Here is an 18768-nt window from a genome sequence, read left to right as displayed (position 1 = left end):
TATGAAGTAAATTCTTAGTGAGCAGATTTGAATTGATTCAGGAAGCGCACGTCATTCTCGAAATAGAGGCGCAAGTCGTTGATACCGTATTTCAACATGGCGATGCGCTCGATTCCCATTCCGAAGGCAAAACCGGTGTATTTGTTGCTATCGATGCCCGATGATTCCAATACATTGGGATCGACCATACCGCAACCGAGAATTTCCAGCCAGCCGGTGTGCTTACAAACGTTACATCCTTCGCCGCCACAGATAGAGCACGAAACATCCATCTCAGCCGATGGTTCGGTGAACGGGAAGTACGATGGACGCATACGGATTTTTGTTTCCTCGCCGAAAAGTTCCTGTGCAAAGTAAAGCAGGGTCTGTTTCAGGTCGGCAAACGAAACATTCTCATCGATGTACAATCCCTCAATCTGGTGGAACATACAATGTGCCCGGGCCGAAATGGCCTCGTTCCGGAAAACGCGTCCCGGAGTGACCGTACGAATCGGCGGCTCCATCTCTTCCATGTCGTGCACCTGCACCGAAGAAGTATGCGTACGCAGCAAAATATCCGGATTACGCTGAATAAAGAATGTATCCTGCATATCGCGGGCCGGGTGTTCTTCCGGGAAATTCAACGCTGAGAAAACATGCCAGTCATCTTCAATTTCCGGTCCTTCCGTCACCACGAAACCCAACCGCTTGAAGATATCGAGAATCTCATTTCGTACGATGGAAAGCGGGTGACGGGTACCCAGTTTCATCGATTCTCCCGGAAGGGTAAAATCGATACCGGCTGCACTGTCTTTCTGCTCCTGCAAACCGCTGCGCAATACTTCCAAACGCTCCTGTGCAAAATCTCTGAGCGTATTGATCGCTTGTCCTACTTCACGCTTCTGTTCGGCCGGAACATTCCGAAACTCGGCGAAAAGCTTCGACACCTCACCCTTTTTACTCAGGTACTTAATACGCAGCTGCTCTACTTCTTCAGCCGATTGAGCCGCCACGGCCTCAATCTCTTTCTTCAGTTGTTCGATTTTATCTAGCATTCCTTCCGGATTTTTTTCTGAATGGCAAATTTATAAAATAATCAGCATAATCGCCGGACCTTCATGACGAAGAGAGAAAAAGGAAACAGTAAATTTATATCCTTGCGGATGAAAATCTACATCCAAGCAACCATTCCGCTAAGCCGATAGTCTGTTCCGCTGACTGTCCTGTTCGTTCCGCTCTCCCCGAAGTAGTTTCCGCTCATCGCCTTGTTCGTTCCGCTGCGGCGGAAGTAGTTTCCGCTCTCACGAATGCTCATTCCGTTGAGGAGGATTGTCGTTTTGTTGAGACGGGTTATCGTTTCGTTGAGACAGGCTGAAAGTCCGGCAGTCGCGACTGACCTTCCGGCAACTCACGAGTGGTTTCCGCTCATCATGTTCATGTTTTCGTTGAGTTCAAAGTCGTTTTCGCCGGCAGCACAGTTCATCCAATTCACCGGAATAGCCTTCCAACCAACCCCGGAGTAGTTCCAACTGATCGCAAAGTGGTTCCAACCAACGGCCGACATGTTCCAACGACTCGCGGAGTAGTTCCAACGCCCGGGGAAGTACTTCCAACACCTCTCCGGGTTCGTCCAACCTACCGGAAAGTGGTTCCAACGGCTGCATGAGTTGTTCCAACGACCCGCTGACTTCGTCCAATGCATGACGGAGTAGTTCCAACACCTGTCGCAGTAGTTCCAACGGGTAGCGGAGTAGTTCCAACCAACCGCTGACATCTTCCAACGACGAACGGAGTTGTTCCAACCAGTAAAACCGGTCGTTTCAGCCAATCTGATCTGTCCGGTACAACCATCCGGCTCCGTCGTTAAACCCTGCCTTCTTTCTGACTCTTTCCACATTTGAAAAGTTTTGCCGGTAATACATCAGATGACTATCTTCGGCACCGTACCATGCTTTTCCAGGCATATACCTGACCAATAAATGAAAATAAGCTATTCCGATTTCAACTGAAGCGGCTGGTGTGGATGCTTCCGCTAATGTTTTTCCTTGCTTCGTGCCAAAAGGATGACAGCCCGGTAACGCCGCCTCAACCCACAACCGTTGAAAGTCCCATCATCATCGCCGGCTATTTGCCCGATTACAGCTTCAGCAGTTTCGATTTCGACGCCCTGAATTTACTGTCACGCGTTTATTTTTTCTCGGTAGCTCCTGACAAATCAGGCAACTTCACCATTTCTCCGGAAATGACGGCGCACATCCGCGAGGTCAAATCGGCTATTGGCAACCAGAATATCGAGCTCTTCCTGGTACTGGGCGGTTGGTACGAATCAGAAAACATTTTCCCAATGGCGGCTTCCGCCGAAAAAAGAGCGCAGTATGTAGCCGATATCACCAACTTCTGCGTAAGCGAAAAGCTCGCAGGAGTGGACCTCGACTGGGAAGACTACCCGCAAACCATCCCACAGCAGGACTACGAAGCACTCTGCTCGGATCTATCAGCATCTCTGCACAATCAGAAGCTGATGTTCTCGGTGGCGGCAACTACTTACAATGTACAGCGCTCCGTCGCGATAGCCAATTACGTCGATTTCCTCAACCTGATGATTTACGACTCGTTTGACAACAGCGGCAACCAGGCTACTGCCAGTCAGTTTGTCGATGCCCTCACAACATTCAGTGAAGCAGGTGTTCCCAAATCGAAACTCATAGGCGGTGTGCCGTTTTACGGACGACGGGTGCCCGGAGCTTCCACCGATGAGCCGTCGGCACTCACCTATCGCCAGATTGTTGCCCGGTATCAGCCCGGCGTGAACATGAACAAGGCCGGCGACTACTCATACAATGGCCCTGATTTGCTGGCGCTGAAGACCCGCTATCTTATCGACAAAAGCTATGCAGGAATTATGGCGTGGGAACTAACCCAGGATGTTGCTCCGGGAGCCGCCACATCTCTTCTTCGGGCTATTCATACCGAAGCCACCACCGCCCGGTAGGCTTTATCTCTGCTCTTAGCCTTAACATAGCCAGTACAATGTTATCCCTGTTTTAACAAGCAGTGCAATAGGTTAAGGATTCTTTATAATCCCGCTATCGACATATCCAGACAGCTCCATTTTTATATATTTGCGGCCCTAAATCGAATCAATAGAGCCAACCATCCGACCTGTAAGTAAGAGGGAAATTTCATTTTTGAATAGGTATAATACGGTCTGTTCTGCAGACAGTGAGAGGAGTTGATTGAGAAATGAGCATGAAATACATCATTGTAGGAGGAGTAGCCGGTGGTGCCACCACAGCAGCCCGGCTCAGGAGAGTGGACGAAGAAGCTGAAATCATCATGTGTGAGAAGGGACCGCATATTTCGTATGCGAACTGCGGACTACCTTACTACATCGGAGGTGTGATTAAAGAACGCGACAAACTGTTGGTGCAAACCCCGGAAAGCTTCGGCAACCGCTTCAACATCGATGTGCGTATTCACACCGAAGTGAAAGACATCGATGCAGCCAGCAAAAAAGTAAAAATATACAATTCCCAAACCGGCGAAACATATTACGAGACATACGATAAACTGGTACTGTCGCCCGGAGCGTCTCCGGTAAGACCCCCCATTCCGGGCATCGATTCACCCAATATTTTCACCTTACGGAATGTGCAGGACACCGACCGCATTAAAGCTTTCGTCGATGACAATGAGCCCCATTCTGCTATCGTTATCGGCGCCGGATTCATCGGGTTGGAAATGGCCGAAAACCTGCACCGCCGGGGCGTGAAAGTGACGGTAGTGGAAGCCGCCGAGCAGGTGATGAACATGATGGACCCCGAAATGGCGGCCCAGTTGCATCAGCACTTTAAAGAGATGGAAGTAGCGCTTTACCTGAAAGATGCGGTGCAGGAATTTGCTCCCGATGGCCACCAGCTTAAAGTGAGCCTGAGTAGTGGGAAGAAGCTGAAAGCCGATTTCATTATTCTCTCTATCGGCGTGAAGCCCGATACGCGACTGGCCCAAAAGGCCGGCATTGAAACCGGCGAACGCGGCGGAATTATTGTCAATGAATATCTCGAAACCTCTGTCAAAGACATTTACGCAGTAGGCGACGGTATCGAGTTTCCGCATCCGGTTACCGGAAAGCCGTCGCTGGCATTCCTGGCCGGACCGGCGAACAAACAGGGACGCATCCTGGCCGACAACATGGTGTACGGCAATGTACGAAAGTACCGTGGCTCCATCGGGACAGCCATTGCCAAAGTATTCGACAAAACAGCCGGTATCACCGGTTTGAGCGACAAAGCGCTGGAAGCAGCCGGTTTGCCTTTCCAATCCACTATCGTGAATGCGGGATCGCACGCAGGTTACTATCCCGGCGCGATGCAGATGGTGTTGAAAATCTCGTTCCATCCCGAAACCGGAAAGTTGTACGGCGGGCAAATTGTCGGCTACAAAGGCGTCGATAAACGCCTCGACATGCTGGCAGCTGTTATCAAAAATGGTGGTGACATTTACGATCTGCAGGAGCTCGAGCACGCCTATGCACCACCTTTCAGCTCAGCGAAAGACCCGGTCAACCAGGCTGGCTTCAATGCCGAGAACATCATTAAGGGATTGTTCAAACCGCTATCGCCGTACAAATTTCACTCACGAGAAAAGGAAAATACATTCGTGTTGGATGTGCGCACTCCCGATGAATTTGAACTGGATCACCTCGATGATGCAACCAACATCGAAGTCGACAGCCTCCGGGATAACCTCGACCGTATTCCGAAAGACAAAAAAATATACATCTATTGCGGCGTTGGATTGCGCGGTTATGTAGCTGCCCGTATTCTTCGTCAAAAAGGATTTAAAGAGGTCTACAACCTTTCGGGTGGATTGAAAGTATGCAAGGATGCCATTGCCGAGCAATCCAATCCTATTAATTACCACGAAGACGTTTACATCCACGAAAGTGAATACACCGAAAGCGCCAAAACGCATTTCAATGTGAAAACCATGGAAGTGGATGCCTGCGGACTGCAGTGCCCGGGCCCGATTCTGAAGTTAAAAGAAGACATCGAAAAAATACAGCCGGGCGAGCGTATGCGTGTGCTGGCTACCGATGCCGGCTTCTACAAAGATGTAGAATCGTGGTGTAACGTCACCGGAAACCGCCTGGTAGCGCGTTCGCGTGAAAACGGCGAAATCAGGGCTATCATTGAAAAAGCCGAACCGGCAGAGGGTGTGAAGGTGATGAACCAGGGCGGAAACAAAACCCTCATCGTATTCAGCGACGACCTCGACAAAGCACTGGCTTCGTTTGTCATTGCCAACGGTGCCGCCTCGATGGGCAAAAAAGTAACCATGTTCTTTACCTTCTGGGGACTGAACGTGATTAAGAAACAAGACAAGCCCAGGGTAAAGAAAGATTTCATGGGACAGATGTTTGGCAAGATGATGCCGGGCAACGCCAAAAAACTGAAGCTGTCGAACATGAACATGGGCGGTATCGGCTCGAAAATGATGCGCCAACGCATGAAAGAAAAGAACGTGGATGCGCTGGAGCGGATGATTGACAAAGCCGCCGAAATGGGCGTGAACATGATTGCCTGCCAGATGAGCATGGATATCATGGGCGTTACCCAAGAGGAACTGCTCAACAACGTAAACATTGGTGGAGTGGCTAACTACCTCGAAGAAGCCGAGCAGTCGAATGTCAATCTGTTTGTCTGACTTTTTTTAAACCTGCACATAAGTCTATCATCAGTTAAAGAAAAAGGGCGTCCCGGTTTGGGATGCCCTTTTCATTTATAGTGTAGTGTGATTACTCTTTCAATCCACTTCTTTCCAGCAATGCATCAACAGTCGGTTCCTGTCCGCGAAAAGCTTTGTACAGTTCCATTGGGTGTTGTGTTCCACCTTTTTCCAGGATGTTCTTGCGGAACGATTCGGCAGTAGCTTTGTCGAAAATACCGTTCTTCTTGAACATTGAGAAGGCATCGGCATCGAGTACTTCGGCCCACTTGTAACCGTAGTAACCGGCTGCATAACCACCGGCAAAAATGTGCGAGAAAGCAGTGTTAAAACAGCTGCCGTCAACATGCGGGAACAGTTCTGTTTTGTCCATCACGCGACGCTCGAATGAAATCACGTCTTCGGTGACCGGCTTGGTAATCGAGTGCCATGCCATGTCGTCCATTCCGAAACTCAACTGGCGTTCGCTCAGGTAACCGGACTGGAAGTTACGGGCTTTGATCAGTTTATCGACCAACTCAGCCGGAATCTTTTCCCCCGTTTGGTAATGTACAGCAAACAGATCGAGCCACTCTTTTTCAGTCGCCCAGTTCTCCATGATCTGAGAGGGGAGCTCCACGAAATCGCGGTACACGCCGGTTCCCGACATGCTCGGGTAAACCGTATTAGCCAGCATGCCGTGCAACGAGTGACCAAATTCGTGCAGGAAGGTCTCCACCTCGTCAAATGTCAGCAGCGACGGCTTGGTTTCCGTCGGTTTGGTAAAGTTGGTCACAACCGTAATGATTGGACGTTCCATCTTACCGTTGATATTGCTTTGCGCACGGAAGTCGTTCATCCAGGCACCGCCGCGCTTCCCTTCCCGCGGGAAGAAATCGAGGTACAATACAGATAAGAACGAACCATCCTCGTTAAACACATCGTAAGCTGTCACATCCGGATGGTAAACCTGGATGTCTTTATTCTCTTTAAAGTTTAATCCGTACAAACGGTGAGCCAGCTCAAAAACACCTTCACGCACTTTTTCCAACTGGAAATATGGCTTCACTTCCTCTTCGTCGAACCCGAATTTTTCCGTTTTCAACTTTTCCGAATAATAGGCCCAGTCCCAACGTTGCAATTCGCCTTTCAGTCCATTTGCTTTCGCAAAATCGGTCACTTCCTTAAATTCCTTCTCGGCATAAGGTTTCGATGCTTCGTGCAACTCTTCCAGGAAGCTGTTCACCTTTTCAGGAGTCTCGGCCATTCGTTCTGAAAGCACATAATCGGCATGGCTTTTAAAGCCGAGCAAATTGGCTTTCTCCAGACGGAGATTCACAATCTTGTGAATGATCTCTTCGTTATTGTAATCGTTGTCTTTGAAGGCGCGCGAAGTATAAGTCCGGTACATTTTCTCCCGCAGTTCGCGGTTGTCGGCATACTTCATAAACGGCAGGTAACTTGGATATTGCAGGTTGAACATCCAGCCTTCCTTACCTTTCGACTTCGCCAGCTGTTGCGCCGCCTCACGAACCGCTTCCGGCAGACCGGAAAGGTCTTTTTCGTCGGTAATCAACAGCTCAAATGCGTTGGTTTCCTCCAGCACGTTTTCACCAAATTTCAGCGAAAGCTGAGCCAGCTCCGTAGTGATTTCCGCATACCGCTTTTTTGCTTCCCCCTGAAGATTGGCTCCGCGGCGAACAAAACCTTTGTAGGAATTCTCCAGCAACTTGGCTTGCTCAGGCGTCAAATCCAGCGATTCGCGTTTATCGTAAACCGCCTTTACGCGCTTGAACAGATCTTCGTTCAGCGAAACATAGTTGCCAAATTCTGACAGTTTCGGTGAAACTTCGCGGGCAACGGCCTGCAATTCTTTGTTGGTTTCGGCTGAATTCAGATTGAAGAGCACACCAGTTACCCGGTCGAGTTGCTCGCCGGAAACCTCGAGTGCTTCAATGGTATTCTGAAAAGTTGCCGGCTCCGGATTATTGATAATCGCATCAACGTCTTTGCGCGCTTCAGCAAGTGCGACATCGATAGCCGGGACAAAATTTTCGGTTTTGATTAAATTGAAAGGTGCCGTTTCGTGCGGCGTATTCCACTTCATTAACAGCGGATTGCTTTCCGTTCCGTCGGAAGCTCCCTGCGAAGAAGCTATGCTAAATAGGATCATCATCGACAATACAATTGTTTTCTTCATGATTAAAAATGGTTAGTTACTCTGGTTATTATTATTTTTCCTTTTAAGTCTTCATAACGTCTTTTTTATTACATGAACTGGCAAACATCCTGATTAAAAATCATTAACCGGACGCAATTTCATAGTAACAGAAGGACTACGGAATAGTTTAAATGAAAGATTTTTCTGAGAATTACTTCTTCCCGCCGCCTGATTTTCCCTTCTGCCTGGCCAGACGTTTTTTCGTTTTGGGCTTCATCACGCTGTAGCCGAACCGCCCTACTTCTTTCCCAAGTGAGTAATAATGCCCATGCGAGTAAGCTATCGGTTTTGAGCGAATCAAACTGAACGCATCCGTTTCCGGGTCGATATAGCGATCATCAGCAATCACGTTCACCACTTCAGCCATAAACATGTCGTGGCTACCCAGTGGCTTGATTTCCGTCACGCGGCACTCGATGCTCACCGGCGCTTCCTCCACAATGGGACATTTCACCACCGATGCCTCGGCTGGTGTTAATCCGGTCTCTTTAAACTTGTCGTAATCGCGGCCCGAACGAACACCACACCAGTCGGTCACGTTGGCCATTTCTTCGGTCGTCAGGTTAATAACAAACTCGCCGGTACGTTTAATGATATCGTAGGAATGTCTTCCCGGGCGAACCGAGATGTAACACATGGGCGGATCGGAGCAGATAGTTCCGGTCCAGGCAATCGTAATCAGGTTGTATTCTTCCGGGGTATGTCCGCAGCTCACCAGGGCGGCCGGCAACGGATAAACCATGTTTCCGGGTTTCCAGTTTTGTTTTCCCATATCTTCGAAAATTTAGGCTAAAGTACGAAAAAGAGGGCGATATAGCCTGTTGTTACCAACCCGTAAGCCCCAGACTCCAAACCAGAAAATGCTGACGAATAGCCGGATTATAATGCCAGGCCGCTTCGACAGGCATTTGCAGTTTTTTACCTACCGGAATAGCATATTCACCTTTTACTCCAAGATTCAACCACGAAGCTTCAGATGTGTAGTAACCTTTAAATGGCGTCATTCCGGCAAAGAACTGAAAGTTGATTTTCTGAACCGCCTGTTCCCAGCGTCCTTCGATGTAAGTACTGTAAAAAGGTCGCCCTGTTTCATCGTTGTCGCCAGTCAGGAAAGTTGCTCCGAAAAGGCTGAAATGGTCGATGGCTGATATTTCAGCGGACGCTTCCACTGAATGCCGTTGTTGGTCGCCATTCCACTGCAAAAACCGGTTGGTTTCTCCTCTGACCGGATTATAATAGTCGTAGAGCGTGAACTCGACGAAAGGTATTTTCCATGAAAGGATGAGATCGAACTCATTATAGTTTCCATCGAAAGACCGGGCCGCCCACGAAGTAAATGCCCAGTTTCCTTTACTAACGGTCAATTCGGGTTCGAAGCAATAATCCATGCTCACCGGAATTCCTCTCCAGATATGAGAAGAACGCACCAACAACGTTCCGGCAATGGAAAAATCATCCTCTGCCGTTGCATTTTCAGCACCGAATCCATTTCCTGGTAAGAGAAACAGGAAAAAAGACGAGACAATGAGCCACTTTTTCATACGGCGAAGAAAAGCAACCAGAAAAACATCAAACAGGATTTTTATCAATGCTGCTGAAAGTCATATCAGAGAGAAAGGCAACGCCATGTTGTGTAAAATACAGATTGCATATTTCCTATTCTTCTTGCTACCTTTAACCAACTAATCGTAAAACAAAAATCAAATGAACTATTTACCGGCATCCGATCGATACGACAACAAAATCCCGTACAACCGCTGCGGGCGTAGTGGACTGAAACTTCCTGCTATATCGCTGGGGCTTTGGCATAACTTCGGGGGAGTAGACGTGATGGAAAATGGCCGCGCCATGTTGCGCTACGCTTTCGACCACGGTGTGACGCACTTCGATTTGGCCAACAATTACGGCCCGCCTCCCGGCTCGGCTGAAGAAAACTTCGGAGTAATCATGAAAAAAGATTTCATGCCCTACCGGGATGAACTGATTATTTCCACCAAAGCCGGCTACCTGATGTGGGACGGCCCTTACGGGGAATGGGGGTCGCGCAAATATGTTCTTTCCAGTTTGGATCAAAGCCTGAAACGGATGGATTTGGACTACGTCGACATTTTCTATTCGCACCGCTTCGATCCAGAAACACCACTGGAAGAAACCATGGGCGCACTTGATTATGCCGTTCGTTCAGGAAAAGCATTGTATGCCGGCATCTCCAACTACCCAAAAGAAGCCACCAAAGAAGCGTCCCGGATTCTAAAGGAACTGGGAACTCCCTGCCTGATTCACCAGGCAAAATATTCGATGTTCGAACGTTGGGTAGAAGATGGCCTCACCGATACGCTGGAAGAAGAAGGAATTGGTTTGATTGCATTCTCTCCGTTGGCCCAGGGACTCTTAACCGATCGCTATCTTCACGGTATTCCGGAAGATTCCCGTGCGGCTAAGTCCTGGGGATTCTTGCAAAAAGATGCGGTAGAACCGGCATTGGAAAAAGTGAGAAAACTAAACCAACTGGCAGAAGAACGCGGCCAGTCGTTGGCGCAAATGGCTATCGCCTGGTTACTGCGTGACCCAAGGACAACTTCCGTACTAATTGGCTCCAGTTCGGTTAAACAGTTGCAGAACAACCTGTCGGCATTGAAGAACCTGGAATTTAGTGATTCAGAGTTGAAGCAGATTGAAAAGATTCTGAAATAGATAAGAAATTCGATAGCTGACGGCATAACTCTGACTATTCGTCCAGGGACGCCGTTAGCCTTTGAGGAAATAAAATAGTAAGCGGGGAAGCAACCACTCTTCCCCGCTTTGGCTTTACGACTACCTAATGCATACAATCATCTATGATGATAATATCTTAGATAGCTCACACACTTTTCTCTCGGTTCTCTTTCCGCTGGTACTCCAGACGATCAGCCCAATGGTGAACTAATGCCTTGTCGATATATACCAATACATGCTTTCGGAAAAAGAATAAAGTAAACTGCCCCGGGAAACAGGGCAGTTAACCACCTAAACTCAAAAGAAAAAATTTAATACTTACAATCACACAAACCGGGTATCCGGCCGCCGCAAATATAGGGCAGTACACTGCAAACCAGTTGCAGTAAGCCGGATTTTATAAACTTTAACGATTTTTAACAAACGAAAAAAGCCCGTTATTCGGGCTCAAACTTGATCATCATTTTTCCGGGATATTTATAGTAGTAGGTTTCCCGGACACGGCTATATTCTATCGGTGCTCCTCTGTCACGAAGAAAATGCAAATAATTATAAAGCGTGCGGGTGGAAATCCCCAAACGTCTTGCAAATTCGTCGGGCGCTCCTGTACTAGCCTGGTGAATGGATTCTTCCATCCGCTCAAGCACATCAACCATTTTCATTAGCTCATCCAGTTACTCAGGTTACAGACTAACAATTTTACAAAATGGTAAAGGATAATGCAAGTATGATGCCATACCAATTTGGGGAATATGCCTTTTGCTTTCGGAAAATATAAACTTATTATGCCTCATTTCGTTTGATAAAAGCAGCGATACAAACGAAAACTTAGTGGAGGAGGAAAATGAAAACCGATTCAAGTCAACCTGAATTCAGCAACGAACTCATCAATGAAACCAGTCCATATCTGCTGCAGCATGCTCACAATCCGGTTGACTGGTATCCGTGGGGTGGCAAAGCGTTGGAAAAAGCTAAATCGGAAAACAAGCTGCTTCTGATTAGCATTGGTTATTCAGCTTGCCACTGGTGCCACGTAATGGAGCACGAAAGTTTCGAAGACACCGAAGTCGCGGAACTAATGAACCGCAATTATGTATGCATTAAAGTGGACCGGGAGGAAAGGCCGGACATTGACAAAATATACATGACAGCTGTTCAGTTGCTAACGCGACAAGGTGGGTGGCCGTTAAACTGTATCGCTCTTCCCGATGGACGTCCCATTTGGGGAGGCACCTACTTCCCGAAAGAACAATGGACGCACTACCTCAATACTATTGCTGGATTTTATCGCGATAACCGGCAGAAAACAGTTGAATACGCCGAGCAACTCAATCAGGGCATTATTCAGACGTCGCTGGCCTCAGAACCGGCAGACAAAGAGACGTTCACGAAAAAAGAATGGAGTGTGGTCCTGAAAAACGTTATCGACGATATTGACCACGAATACGGAGGGAGCAAAGGAGCACCCAAATTCCCGATGCCGGTTAACCTTAGCTTTCAGTTGCAGGCTTCTCATCTGTTGCGAAACGAAGAAGTTCTTCGCCAGTTCGAAAACACTTTGCAAAAAATGGCGTTTGGTGGAATTTACGACCAGGTAGGAGGAGGTTTTGCCCGCTATTCTGTAGACGAAATCTGGAAGGTGCCCCATTTCGAAAAAATGCTGTACGATAATGCGCAATTGATAGGCGTATATGCCGAAGCTTTTCAGAAAACGGGAAAAGAGTTGTACCGGCAGGTGGTTTACGAGTCTGTAGAATTTATCAGCCGCGAAATGACTTCTCCGGAAGGTGCATTTTATTCTGCCCTCGATGCGGACAGCGAAGGAGAGGAGGGCCGCTTTTATATTTGGTCGAAAGAGGAACTAAAGCAGATTATCGGAGACGATTTCATGCTCTTTTCCGACTACTACAATGTCAATAAAACAGGTAATTGGGAGGATGGAAATTATATTCTTTTCCGGACGGAAAGTGATGAGCTATTTACGAAGGAAAAGAATATTGAATTATCTGTTTTACAGGATAAAATAAAGAATTGGAAATCGAAGCTTCTGGAAGCCAGAAGCCAACGCGAACGACCGGGATTGGACGATAAAACACTAACTTCCTGGAATGCGCTGATGATATCCGGGCTGGTCAAAGCTTACCGGGCATTCGGAGAAAAGGAATTTCTAAAACTCGCTTTGCAAAACGGCGAATTTCTGTTCACAAATCAGCTTTCGCCAGAAGGAAATTTGCTAAGAAATTACAAGAACGGCACCAGCAACATTGATGGTTTTCTGGATGACTACGCCATGCTGGCGGAAGCAAGTATTTCGCTGTTCGAAGTGACCGGCGAATCGATTTGGCTGACACGAGCAGAACAACTCACGCAAACCGGTTTTGCCAAATTCTATAACGAAAACGACAACCTTTTCTACTATTCACCAGGCGGCGAACAAGCTTTTGTCACCAATTCGTATGAAACGTATGATAATGTAATTCCGGCAGCCAATTCAGTGATGGCACATGTGCTTTTCCGTTTAGGGCATTTGCTCGAAAACAGTGACTGGATCGACACGGCTTCACGTATGGCGCTCCAACATCAAAAGCTGTTTACGAAAATTCCGGGAGCGTTTGCCAACTGGGGAAGACTACTTCTCAACCTGGCCAATCCCTATTACGAAATAGCGATTTCGGGACCTAATGCGTTAGCTCTTTCAAACGAAATTAATCTGCACTATCTGCCCAATGCAGTCATTTGTCCGGGAAACGAACGTAGCGAATTGCCGCTTCTGAAAAACCGATTGGAAGAAGATAAAACGAGGATATATGTCTGTGTCAATCAGGCATGTCAACTTCCGGTAGAAGAAGTTGCAGATGCACTAGAAATGATAAAATAGTTTACCGCTTCATTTGATACCGGATAAAAACCAAGCGGATAATCATCGCCAGCGAAAGCGTTGCGAAGACTTTTAAAGCCCTAAGCAAAACAAACTCGACGTTGTAGGGTGTAAACTCAATATTCAACCGAATGATTAGCACCGACGCGCCGAAAAGAACCAACAAGCGAAACAAAAGTTGGAAAAGACCATGTTTGATAAAGTTTCGTGCGGGATAATCACTTAAAACGAATGTGAACAGTAGAATGCAAAATACTTCAACGGTTTGAATACAGGCATATCCGGGATTATAAGGTGTAGCTTCCCAATTGACAAAAACCACTGCCAGAGATAGAGTGAATAAATATGCCAACAAAAGCAATAAATGTTCCTGCTTCAATGAAGATGCATCTTTTCTAACCATTTTGAAAATCTGTTAATTGGCCAATAAATACAAATAACTTCCTTTAAGGTGATATTACAGTATCCCCCAAACAATAGACTTTCCGGGCTGCTGCAACAACACCAAAACACTTCAACAGGCAAATAAATGCTCTGCTCTAATTGATTGTATTTATCCAGGTATTATCCGTCTTTCTATCCCGAAATTATCCTTAAAAATTGATTATTCCAAACGGAGGGAGAAACAAACACTCTTCGCTAGTCACAAATTCTAACTTAAAAAAGAACCAATGCATTATTCGGCAGGATTGTCTTCAAAAACTTTCGAAAAATAACGAATAGCACAATCCTGAAGTGTTTTCTGCTTTCGTTCTTCGGTCCAGTTGGTTAAAAGAGATTTTTCGCGGAACATTGGCCATCCGTCCCGGTCGGTTCCCAACTCTTCTACCATCCCAATTTCCTTATATAAAACACAACTGCCCAAATTAATCAGGCTCCATTTCTCAAATTTGGTAAACTTCCGAAGAGTCAATCCGCGCTCCCTAACTCCCACCAGGTACAATACGCCGTTCAGGTCAACATCCATCCCGAACATATCACTCAGTCGGTCACACAACTCATTCCAATTCTGCGGTGCACTCATTTTATTACTTGTTTTTTGCAAAGGTAAAAAAAGACATTAACGTCGGCTATGCAGATTTACCACCACTCTGTCCCCTGACAATTAAAAAGATTTAAAGTTGAGGTCACCCTGTAAAAGACAAAAATCTTACTTTTGTAGTTCTGTTCAATCAGCTATAAAAATTTTTTAAAATGAAGAAGAATCAAATTATTGACATTCTGAAATCGGGCCAGGTTGGCGCCGAAATTACAGTGAAAGGTTGGGTTAGAACCCGTCGCGGCAGTAAAAATGTAAGTTTCATCGCTTTAAATGACGGCTCAACCATCAATAATTTGCAGGTGGTAGCTGATGCAGAAAACTTTGCAGAAGAGATTCTGAAGCACATTAATACAGGCGCGGCCATTGCTGCAACGGGAAAATTGGTAGAGTCGGCAGGAAGCGGTCAGTCGGTTGAACTGCAGGCGGAAAAAATTGAAATCATTGGTAAAGCCGATCCGGATAAATATCCGATTCAGCCCAAGCGTCATACGCTCGAATTTTTGCGCGATGTAGCGCACCTGCGTCCACGGACCGCAACTTACAGCGCCATTTTCCGTATCCGTCACAAACTGATTTTTGCTATCCACAACTTCTTCAACGAACGTGGATTTTACAATATTCATACACCCATCGTCACCAGTTCCGATGCTGAAGGAGCCGGCGAAATGTTCCGGGTTACCACTTTGCCCATGAACGATCTGCCGAAAACGGAAGATGGGGAAATTGACTACAGCGAAGATTTCTTTGGCAAGTCGACTAACCTAACGGTTTCGGGGCAGTTAGAAGGCGAGTTATTTGCTATGGCGATGTCGCGCATTTACACGTTTGGTCCTACATTCCGTGCCGAAAACTCCAACACTTCGCGCCACCTGGCCGAGTTCTGGATGATTGAGCCGGAAGTTGCTTTCTTCGACCTGAACGACAACATGGATTTGGCCGAAGAGTTCCTGCAATACCTCATCCGTTATGCGCTGGATAATTGCATCGACGACTTGCAGTTCCTCAGCAAACGGCTTCAGGAAGAAGAGAAGAATAAACCGGCCGACCAACGTTCGATGGAATTAATCGAGAAGCTGAAGTTTGTGGCCGACAACGAATTTGTTCGTTTGACGTATACCGAAGCCATCGACATTCTGAAGAATTCGAAACAGAACAAGAAAGGTAAATTCCAGTATCCAATCGAAGGATTTGGAACCGACCTGCAGAGCGAGCACGAACGCTACCTGGTAGAGAAGAAATTCCAGAAGCCCGTTATTCTGACCGATTATCCGAAAGAAATCAAAGCATTCTACATGCGTATGAATGACGATAATCAAACAGTTGCCGCCATGGACGTTCTTTTCCCGCAGATTGGTGAAATCATTGGTGGCTCGCAACGTGAAGAACGCTTAGAGGTGCTGGAAAGCCGCATGGCAGAAATGAACATTCCGGCCGACGAAATGCAGTGGTACCTGGATACCCGTCGTTTTGGCGGATGCCAGCACGCAGGATTCGGATTGGGCTTTGAACGTCTCGTTCAATTCGTAACCGGAATGGGTAACATTCGCGACGTCATTCCATTCCCACGCACGCCGAAAAACTGTGAATTTTAATTAAGTTAAAAACATAAAATACGTGAACCCCGTTAATTATTGCATTAGCGGGGTTTTATTTTCACTGAAGTTTGTTCTTTATTTTATAAATTTCGGACAGATTAAAATCAGCCAGAGATGCAAAAACTAAGTCTTCAACAAAAATTGCTGCAAAAGCTTTCTCCACAGCAGATACAAGTTATCAAGCTGTTGGAGATTCCTACGATGCAGTTGGAGCAACGCATCAAGAAAGAGCTGGAAGAAAACCCGGTACTGGATATGGACAATGATAATTCCGAGTACCAGGAAGAGGAGTACGACAACGATCTGAAGTCGAATGAAGATAAGGACAATGATGAATTCTCGGTAGACGATTATCTGAACGACGAAGATTATCCTTCATACAAATACACGACTCAGAATTATTCAAAGGACGACAAATTCACCGAAATACCTTTCTCATCCGGTTCATCCTTTCACGAGTACGTTGAGCAACAATTGAGCGAGGTTTATCTTTCGGAGCACGAGTTGGTACTGGCTGAGCAGATCATTGGTAATATCGACGAAGACGGCTATTTGCGCCGCGATTTGGAATCGATTATGGATGATTTGGCATTCATGCAGAATGTCACCACCGACGAATTCGAGTTGCTTCGCATTCTTAGGGTTATTCAGGAATTCGATCCTCCCGGCGTAGGAGCAAGAAACCTTCGGGAATGCTTACGTCTGCAGGTGGAGAGAAAGGACTTGTCGAAGCCGGAAATACAACTGGCATCCCGGATTCTCCGCGATACATTTGACGAATTCACGCGCAAGCATTACGATAAGATTACCCGGAAATTCGGCGTTTCGGAAGACGAGCTGAAAAGAGCCATCGATGAAATATTAAAGCTGAATCCGAAGCCGGGAAGTTCGTTTAGCAATACGATTAATCGCACAAACCAATCCATTATCCCCGATTTCATTCTGGAATTGATGGATGGCGAGTTACAGCTTTCGCTGAACCAGCGGAATGTACCCGATCTTCATATCAACGGGCATTATGCTAATATGCTCAAAGCTTACCAGGAAAATCGAAAAAACCTAAGCCGTCAGGACAAGGACACCGTCATGTTCATGAAGCAAAAGCTCGATTCGGCCAAGTGGTTCATCGATGCCATTCGCCAACGTCAGCAAACGCTGCTGTTGGTCATGAACGAAATCATCGATTACCAGAAGGAGTACTTCATGGAGGGAGATGAAACCAAGATGCGTCCGATGATTCTGAAAGACATTGCCGACAGAACCGGACTGGATATTTCAACAGTTTCCCGCGTTTCCAACAGCAAGTACATTCAAACACATTTTGGAATTTTCCCGCTTAAATATTTCTTTTCTGAATCGATGCAAAAAGACACCGGGGAAGAAGTCTCTACCCGGGAAATAAAGCAAATACTAAAGGAGTGCATTGAAGGAGAGGATAAGCGCAAGCCGTTAACCGATCAGGCTCTGGCCGAAATTCTGAAGCAGAAGTCTTACCCAATTGCACGCCGTACTGTTGCCAAATACCGCGAACAGATGGACATTCCGGTCGCCCGTATGCGAAAAGAGTTGTAAGTAAAAAGGAAGGCAACAATATTCACCTGAACAATACCGTAATGGAAAAATTTTTAGCCCGAAGCATATCAATTGCTTTTCACCCGTTGTTATTACCCACACTCGGATTGCTTCTTCTGTTTCAAACAGATTTGTACATCACATTTCTATCGGGAACGCTAAAACAGGTTGTTATCATCAGCACACTGGTCAGCACAGGCGTTATTCCTGCCCTGTTTGTGCTTAGCGGACGAATATTTAAAAGCAACTCAGATTCGTGGGAGAAAGTTCCGGTCCAGACATTAACTTATCTCATTTCAGGTGTGAGTTATTTCGCCGGATATTATTTGGTTTCCAAATTACCGGTAGCTGGCTTTTTTAATGCTATTTTTCTTTCCGGAACACTGGTGTTGGTGGCTTTGGCGTTAATATCCCTTCGGTGGAATATCAGTTCACATATGGCCGCATTAGGAGCGTTGTTTGGGATTGTTTTGGCCATCATGCTACGTCTCGGACAACATGATATGGGCTTGATTGTAGTCATCCTGCTGGCCGGAGGATTTACAGGATATGCACGGCTGGTAATGGGAAAAAATAACCCGGCACAGGTTTATGCCGGGTATATCTTAGGATTTTCTATTTTATTCCTCATCTTCAATTTTGTTTGAGCGATTCATCACCCAGGCATCTTTAAACTCCGGGTATTCCTTCCGAAGCTTCAGTGCCGCAGCCATTGCATCGGAGTAATCGTCAAATGACTTAATCGCCAAACGATAATAGCCGTCCATATTCCGCATAATTACGTGGGGCTTAAATCCCTTCTTGCTCCATTCCTTGCTCTTTTCGCGGGCAATTTCCGGAATCGTATAGCTATTTACTACCACAAAATATTTATCATCGAGATTAACCCCTTCGTCTTTAACTACCGGCTTTGGCTTGGCTACCGGCTTGGGTTTTGGCTTGGGAGTCTCGATTTTTGGCGGTGCCGGAGGTGGCGGTGCCGGCTTCTCCTTTTTCTTACATGAATAGGAAAAAGCAACAACAATGACCATTACGGCAATCACAAATCTCTTCATAAGCG

18 protein-coding genes are annotated in these 18768 nt (G+C 46.6%); 7 read left to right on the top strand and 11 right to left on the bottom strand.

Annotation, left to right across the window (positions count from 1 at the left end):
• Window positions 1-14: 14 nt before the first annotated feature.
• The 4 genes from CLV93_RS04725 to CLV93_RS20220 form a co-directional block, all read right to left on the bottom strand.
• Entirely contained in the window at window positions 15-1034 is a 1020-nt protein-coding gene (locus tag CLV93_RS04725; protein ID WP_106541023.1) for a phenylalanine--tRNA ligase subunit alpha, read from the bottom strand.
• A 116-nt stretch (window positions 1035-1150) separates the two neighbouring features.
• On the bottom strand, window positions 1151-1294 hold the full coding sequence (locus CLV93_RS20225; RefSeq protein ID WP_153637031.1) for a hypothetical protein: 144 nt from the start codon (window positions 1292-1294) through the stop codon (window positions 1151-1153).
• Between the two features lie 136 nt (window positions 1295-1430).
• Window positions 1431-1781: a hypothetical protein gene (locus CLV93_RS04720; protein ID WP_106541022.1), complete on the bottom strand. Its 351-nt coding sequence runs from the start codon at window positions 1779-1781 to the stop codon at window positions 1431-1433.
• Window positions 1782-1799: 18 nt separating this feature from the next.
• A complete protein-coding gene (locus CLV93_RS20220; RefSeq protein ID WP_153637030.1) occupies window positions 1800-1943 on the bottom strand; it encodes a hypothetical protein in 144 nt (47 codons plus the stop codon).
• A 71-nt stretch (window positions 1944-2014) separates the two neighbouring features.
• On the opposite strand from CLV93_RS20220, the gene CLV93_RS04715 reads away from it, so the two are divergent.
• Together CLV93_RS04715 and CLV93_RS04710 are read left to right on the top strand one after the other, a co-directional pair.
• Entirely contained in the window at window positions 2015-2971 is a 957-nt protein-coding gene (locus tag CLV93_RS04715; RefSeq protein ID WP_170108863.1) for a glycoside hydrolase family 18 protein, read from the top strand.
• Between the two features lie 257 nt (window positions 2972-3228).
• Window positions 3229-5685, top strand: coding sequence for an FAD-dependent oxidoreductase (locus CLV93_RS04710; RefSeq protein ID WP_106541020.1), 2457 nt, complete (start codon window positions 3229-3231; stop codon window positions 5683-5685).
• 91 nt (window positions 5686-5776) lie between these two features.
• Here CLV93_RS04710 and CLV93_RS04705 read toward each other — a convergent pair whose 3' ends face one another.
• The 3 genes from CLV93_RS04705 to CLV93_RS04695 all read right to left on the bottom strand — a co-directional run bounded on the left by CLV93_RS04705 (window position 5777) and on the right by CLV93_RS04695 (window position 9447).
• Window positions 5777-7885 carry a M3 family metallopeptidase gene (locus CLV93_RS04705; protein WP_106541019.1) on the bottom strand — a complete coding sequence of 703 codons (2109 nt, stop codon included), beginning with the start codon at window positions 7883-7885 and terminating at the stop codon, window positions 5777-5779.
• A 172-nt stretch (window positions 7886-8057) separates the two neighbouring features.
• Complete coding sequence (locus tag CLV93_RS04700) at window positions 8058-8678, bottom strand: flavin reductase family protein (RefSeq protein ID WP_106541018.1); 621 nt, start codon at window positions 8676-8678, stop codon at window positions 8058-8060.
• A 52-nt stretch (window positions 8679-8730) separates the two neighbouring features.
• The gene (locus CLV93_RS04695) at window positions 8731-9447 is read right to left on the bottom strand and encodes a hypothetical protein (RefSeq protein ID WP_146141950.1); all 717 of its coding nucleotides are present in this window, start codon (window positions 9445-9447) and stop codon (window positions 8731-8733) included.
• A gap of 163 nt (window positions 9448-9610) precedes the next feature.
• Here CLV93_RS04695 and mgrA point away from each other — a divergent pair, with 163 nt between their 5' ends.
• Window positions 9611-10600 carry an L-glyceraldehyde 3-phosphate reductase gene (mgrA, locus tag CLV93_RS04690; protein WP_106541016.1) on the top strand — a complete coding sequence of 330 codons (990 nt, stop codon included), beginning with the start codon at window positions 9611-9613 and terminating at the stop codon, window positions 10598-10600.
• Window positions 10601-11058: 458 nt separating this feature from the next.
• Here the strand turns inward: mgrA and CLV93_RS04685 are convergent, their stop codons facing one another.
• On the bottom strand, window positions 11059-11283 hold the full coding sequence (locus tag CLV93_RS04685) for an HTH domain-containing protein (protein ID WP_106541015.1): 225 nt from the start codon (window positions 11281-11283) through the stop codon (window positions 11059-11061).
• Between the two features lie 182 nt (window positions 11284-11465).
• Here CLV93_RS04685 and CLV93_RS04680 point away from each other — a divergent pair, with 182 nt between their 5' ends.
• Window positions 11466-13499: a thioredoxin domain-containing protein gene (locus tag CLV93_RS04680; protein WP_106541014.1), complete on the top strand. Its 2034-nt coding sequence runs from the start codon at window positions 11466-11468 to the stop codon at window positions 13497-13499.
• Between the two features lies 1 nt (window position 13500).
• Here the strand turns inward: CLV93_RS04680 and CLV93_RS04675 are convergent, their stop codons facing one another.
• Together CLV93_RS04675 and CLV93_RS04670 are read right to left on the bottom strand one after the other, a co-directional pair.
• Window positions 13501-13902 carry a hypothetical protein gene (locus CLV93_RS04675; protein ID WP_106541013.1) on the bottom strand — a complete coding sequence of 134 codons (402 nt, stop codon included), beginning with the start codon at window positions 13900-13902 and terminating at the stop codon, window positions 13501-13503.
• A gap of 273 nt (window positions 13903-14175) precedes the next feature.
• Window positions 14176-14523 carry a hypothetical protein gene (locus tag CLV93_RS04670; protein ID WP_106541012.1) on the bottom strand — a complete coding sequence of 116 codons (348 nt, stop codon included), beginning with the start codon at window positions 14521-14523 and terminating at the stop codon, window positions 14176-14178.
• Window positions 14524-14693: 170 nt separating this feature from the next.
• Here CLV93_RS04670 and asnS point away from each other — a divergent pair, with 170 nt between their 5' ends.
• The 3 genes from asnS to CLV93_RS04655 all read left to right on the top strand — a co-directional run bounded on the left by asnS (window position 14694) and on the right by CLV93_RS04655 (window position 18355).
• Window positions 14694-16133: an asparagine--tRNA ligase gene (gene asnS, locus CLV93_RS04665; RefSeq protein WP_106541011.1), complete on the top strand. Its 1440-nt coding sequence runs from the start codon at window positions 14694-14696 to the stop codon at window positions 16131-16133.
• Between the two features lie 117 nt (window positions 16134-16250).
• Window positions 16251-17708, top strand: a complete 1458-nt coding sequence (gene rpoN, locus CLV93_RS04660) for an RNA polymerase factor sigma-54 (protein ID WP_106541010.1) — start codon at window positions 16251-16253, stop codon at window positions 17706-17708.
• Between the two features lie 41 nt (window positions 17709-17749).
• Entirely contained in the window at window positions 17750-18355 is a 606-nt protein-coding gene (locus CLV93_RS04655) for a hypothetical protein (RefSeq protein ID WP_106541009.1), read from the top strand.
• On the opposite strand, the gene CLV93_RS20215 is transcribed toward CLV93_RS04655, so the two are convergent.
• A complete protein-coding gene (locus tag CLV93_RS20215; protein ID WP_170108862.1) occupies window positions 18329-18763 on the bottom strand; it encodes an SPOR domain-containing protein in 435 nt (144 codons plus the stop codon). The genes CLV93_RS04655 and CLV93_RS20215 overlap by 27 nt on opposite strands.
• Window positions 18764-18768: the final 5 nt, after the last annotated feature.

The sequence above is a fragment of the Prolixibacter denitrificans genome (assembly GCF_003014495.1).
Taxonomy (GTDB): domain Bacteria; phylum Bacteroidota; class Bacteroidia; order Bacteroidales; family Prolixibacteraceae; genus Prolixibacter; species Prolixibacter denitrificans.
This window is presented reverse-complemented; position numbering and strand designations above follow the sequence as displayed.

Bases quoted from the DNA above. Each gene is read 5' to 3' on its own strand.
- CLV93_RS04725 (WP_106541023.1), bottom strand. From the start codon at position 1,034: ATGCTAGATAAAATCGAACAACTGAAGAAAGAGATTGAGGCCGTGGCG.
- CLV93_RS20225 (WP_153637031.1), bottom strand. From the start codon at position 1,294: ATGAGCATTCGTGAGAGCGGAAACTACTTCCGCCGCAGCGGAACGAAC.
- CLV93_RS20220 (WP_153637030.1), bottom strand. From the start codon at position 1,943: ATGCCTGGAAAAGCATGGTACGGTGCCGAAGATAGTCATCTGATGTAT.
- CLV93_RS04715 (WP_170108863.1), top strand. From the start codon at position 2,015: ATGTTTTTCCTTGCTTCGTGCCAAAAGGATGACAGCCCGGTAACGCCG.
- CLV93_RS04710 (WP_106541020.1), top strand. From the start codon at position 3,229: ATGAAATACATCATTGTAGGAGGAGTAGCCGGTGGTGCCACCACAGCA.
- CLV93_RS04705 (WP_106541019.1), bottom strand. From the start codon at position 7,885: ATGAAGAAAACAATTGTATTGTCGATGATGATCCTATTTAGCATAGCT.
- CLV93_RS04700 (WP_106541018.1), bottom strand. From the start codon at position 8,678: ATGGGAAAACAAAACTGGAAACCCGGAAACATGGTTTATCCGTTGCCG.
- CLV93_RS04695 (WP_146141950.1), bottom strand. From the start codon at position 9,447: ATGAAAAAGTGGCTCATTGTCTCGTCTTTTTTCCTGTTTCTCTTACCA.
- mgrA (WP_106541016.1), top strand. From the start codon at position 9,611: ATGAACTATTTACCGGCATCCGATCGATACGACAACAAAATCCCGTAC.
- CLV93_RS04685 (WP_106541015.1), bottom strand. From the start codon at position 11,283: ATGAAAATGGTTGATGTGCTTGAGCGGATGGAAGAATCCATTCACCAG.
- CLV93_RS04680 (WP_106541014.1), top strand. From the start codon at position 11,466: ATGAAAACCGATTCAAGTCAACCTGAATTCAGCAACGAACTCATCAAT.
- CLV93_RS04675 (WP_106541013.1), bottom strand. From the start codon at position 13,902: ATGGTTAGAAAAGATGCATCTTCATTGAAGCAGGAACATTTATTGCTT.
- CLV93_RS04670 (WP_106541012.1), bottom strand. From the start codon at position 14,523: ATGAGTGCACCGCAGAATTGGAATGAGTTGTGTGACCGACTGAGTGAT.
- asnS (WP_106541011.1), top strand. From the start codon at position 14,694: ATGAAGAAGAATCAAATTATTGACATTCTGAAATCGGGCCAGGTTGGC.
- rpoN (WP_106541010.1), top strand. From the start codon at position 16,251: ATGCAAAAACTAAGTCTTCAACAAAAATTGCTGCAAAAGCTTTCTCCA.
- CLV93_RS04655 (WP_106541009.1), top strand. From the start codon at position 17,750: ATGGAAAAATTTTTAGCCCGAAGCATATCAATTGCTTTTCACCCGTTG.
- CLV93_RS20215 (WP_170108862.1), bottom strand. From the start codon at position 18,763: ATGAAGAGATTTGTGATTGCCGTAATGGTCATTGTTGTTGCTTTTTCC.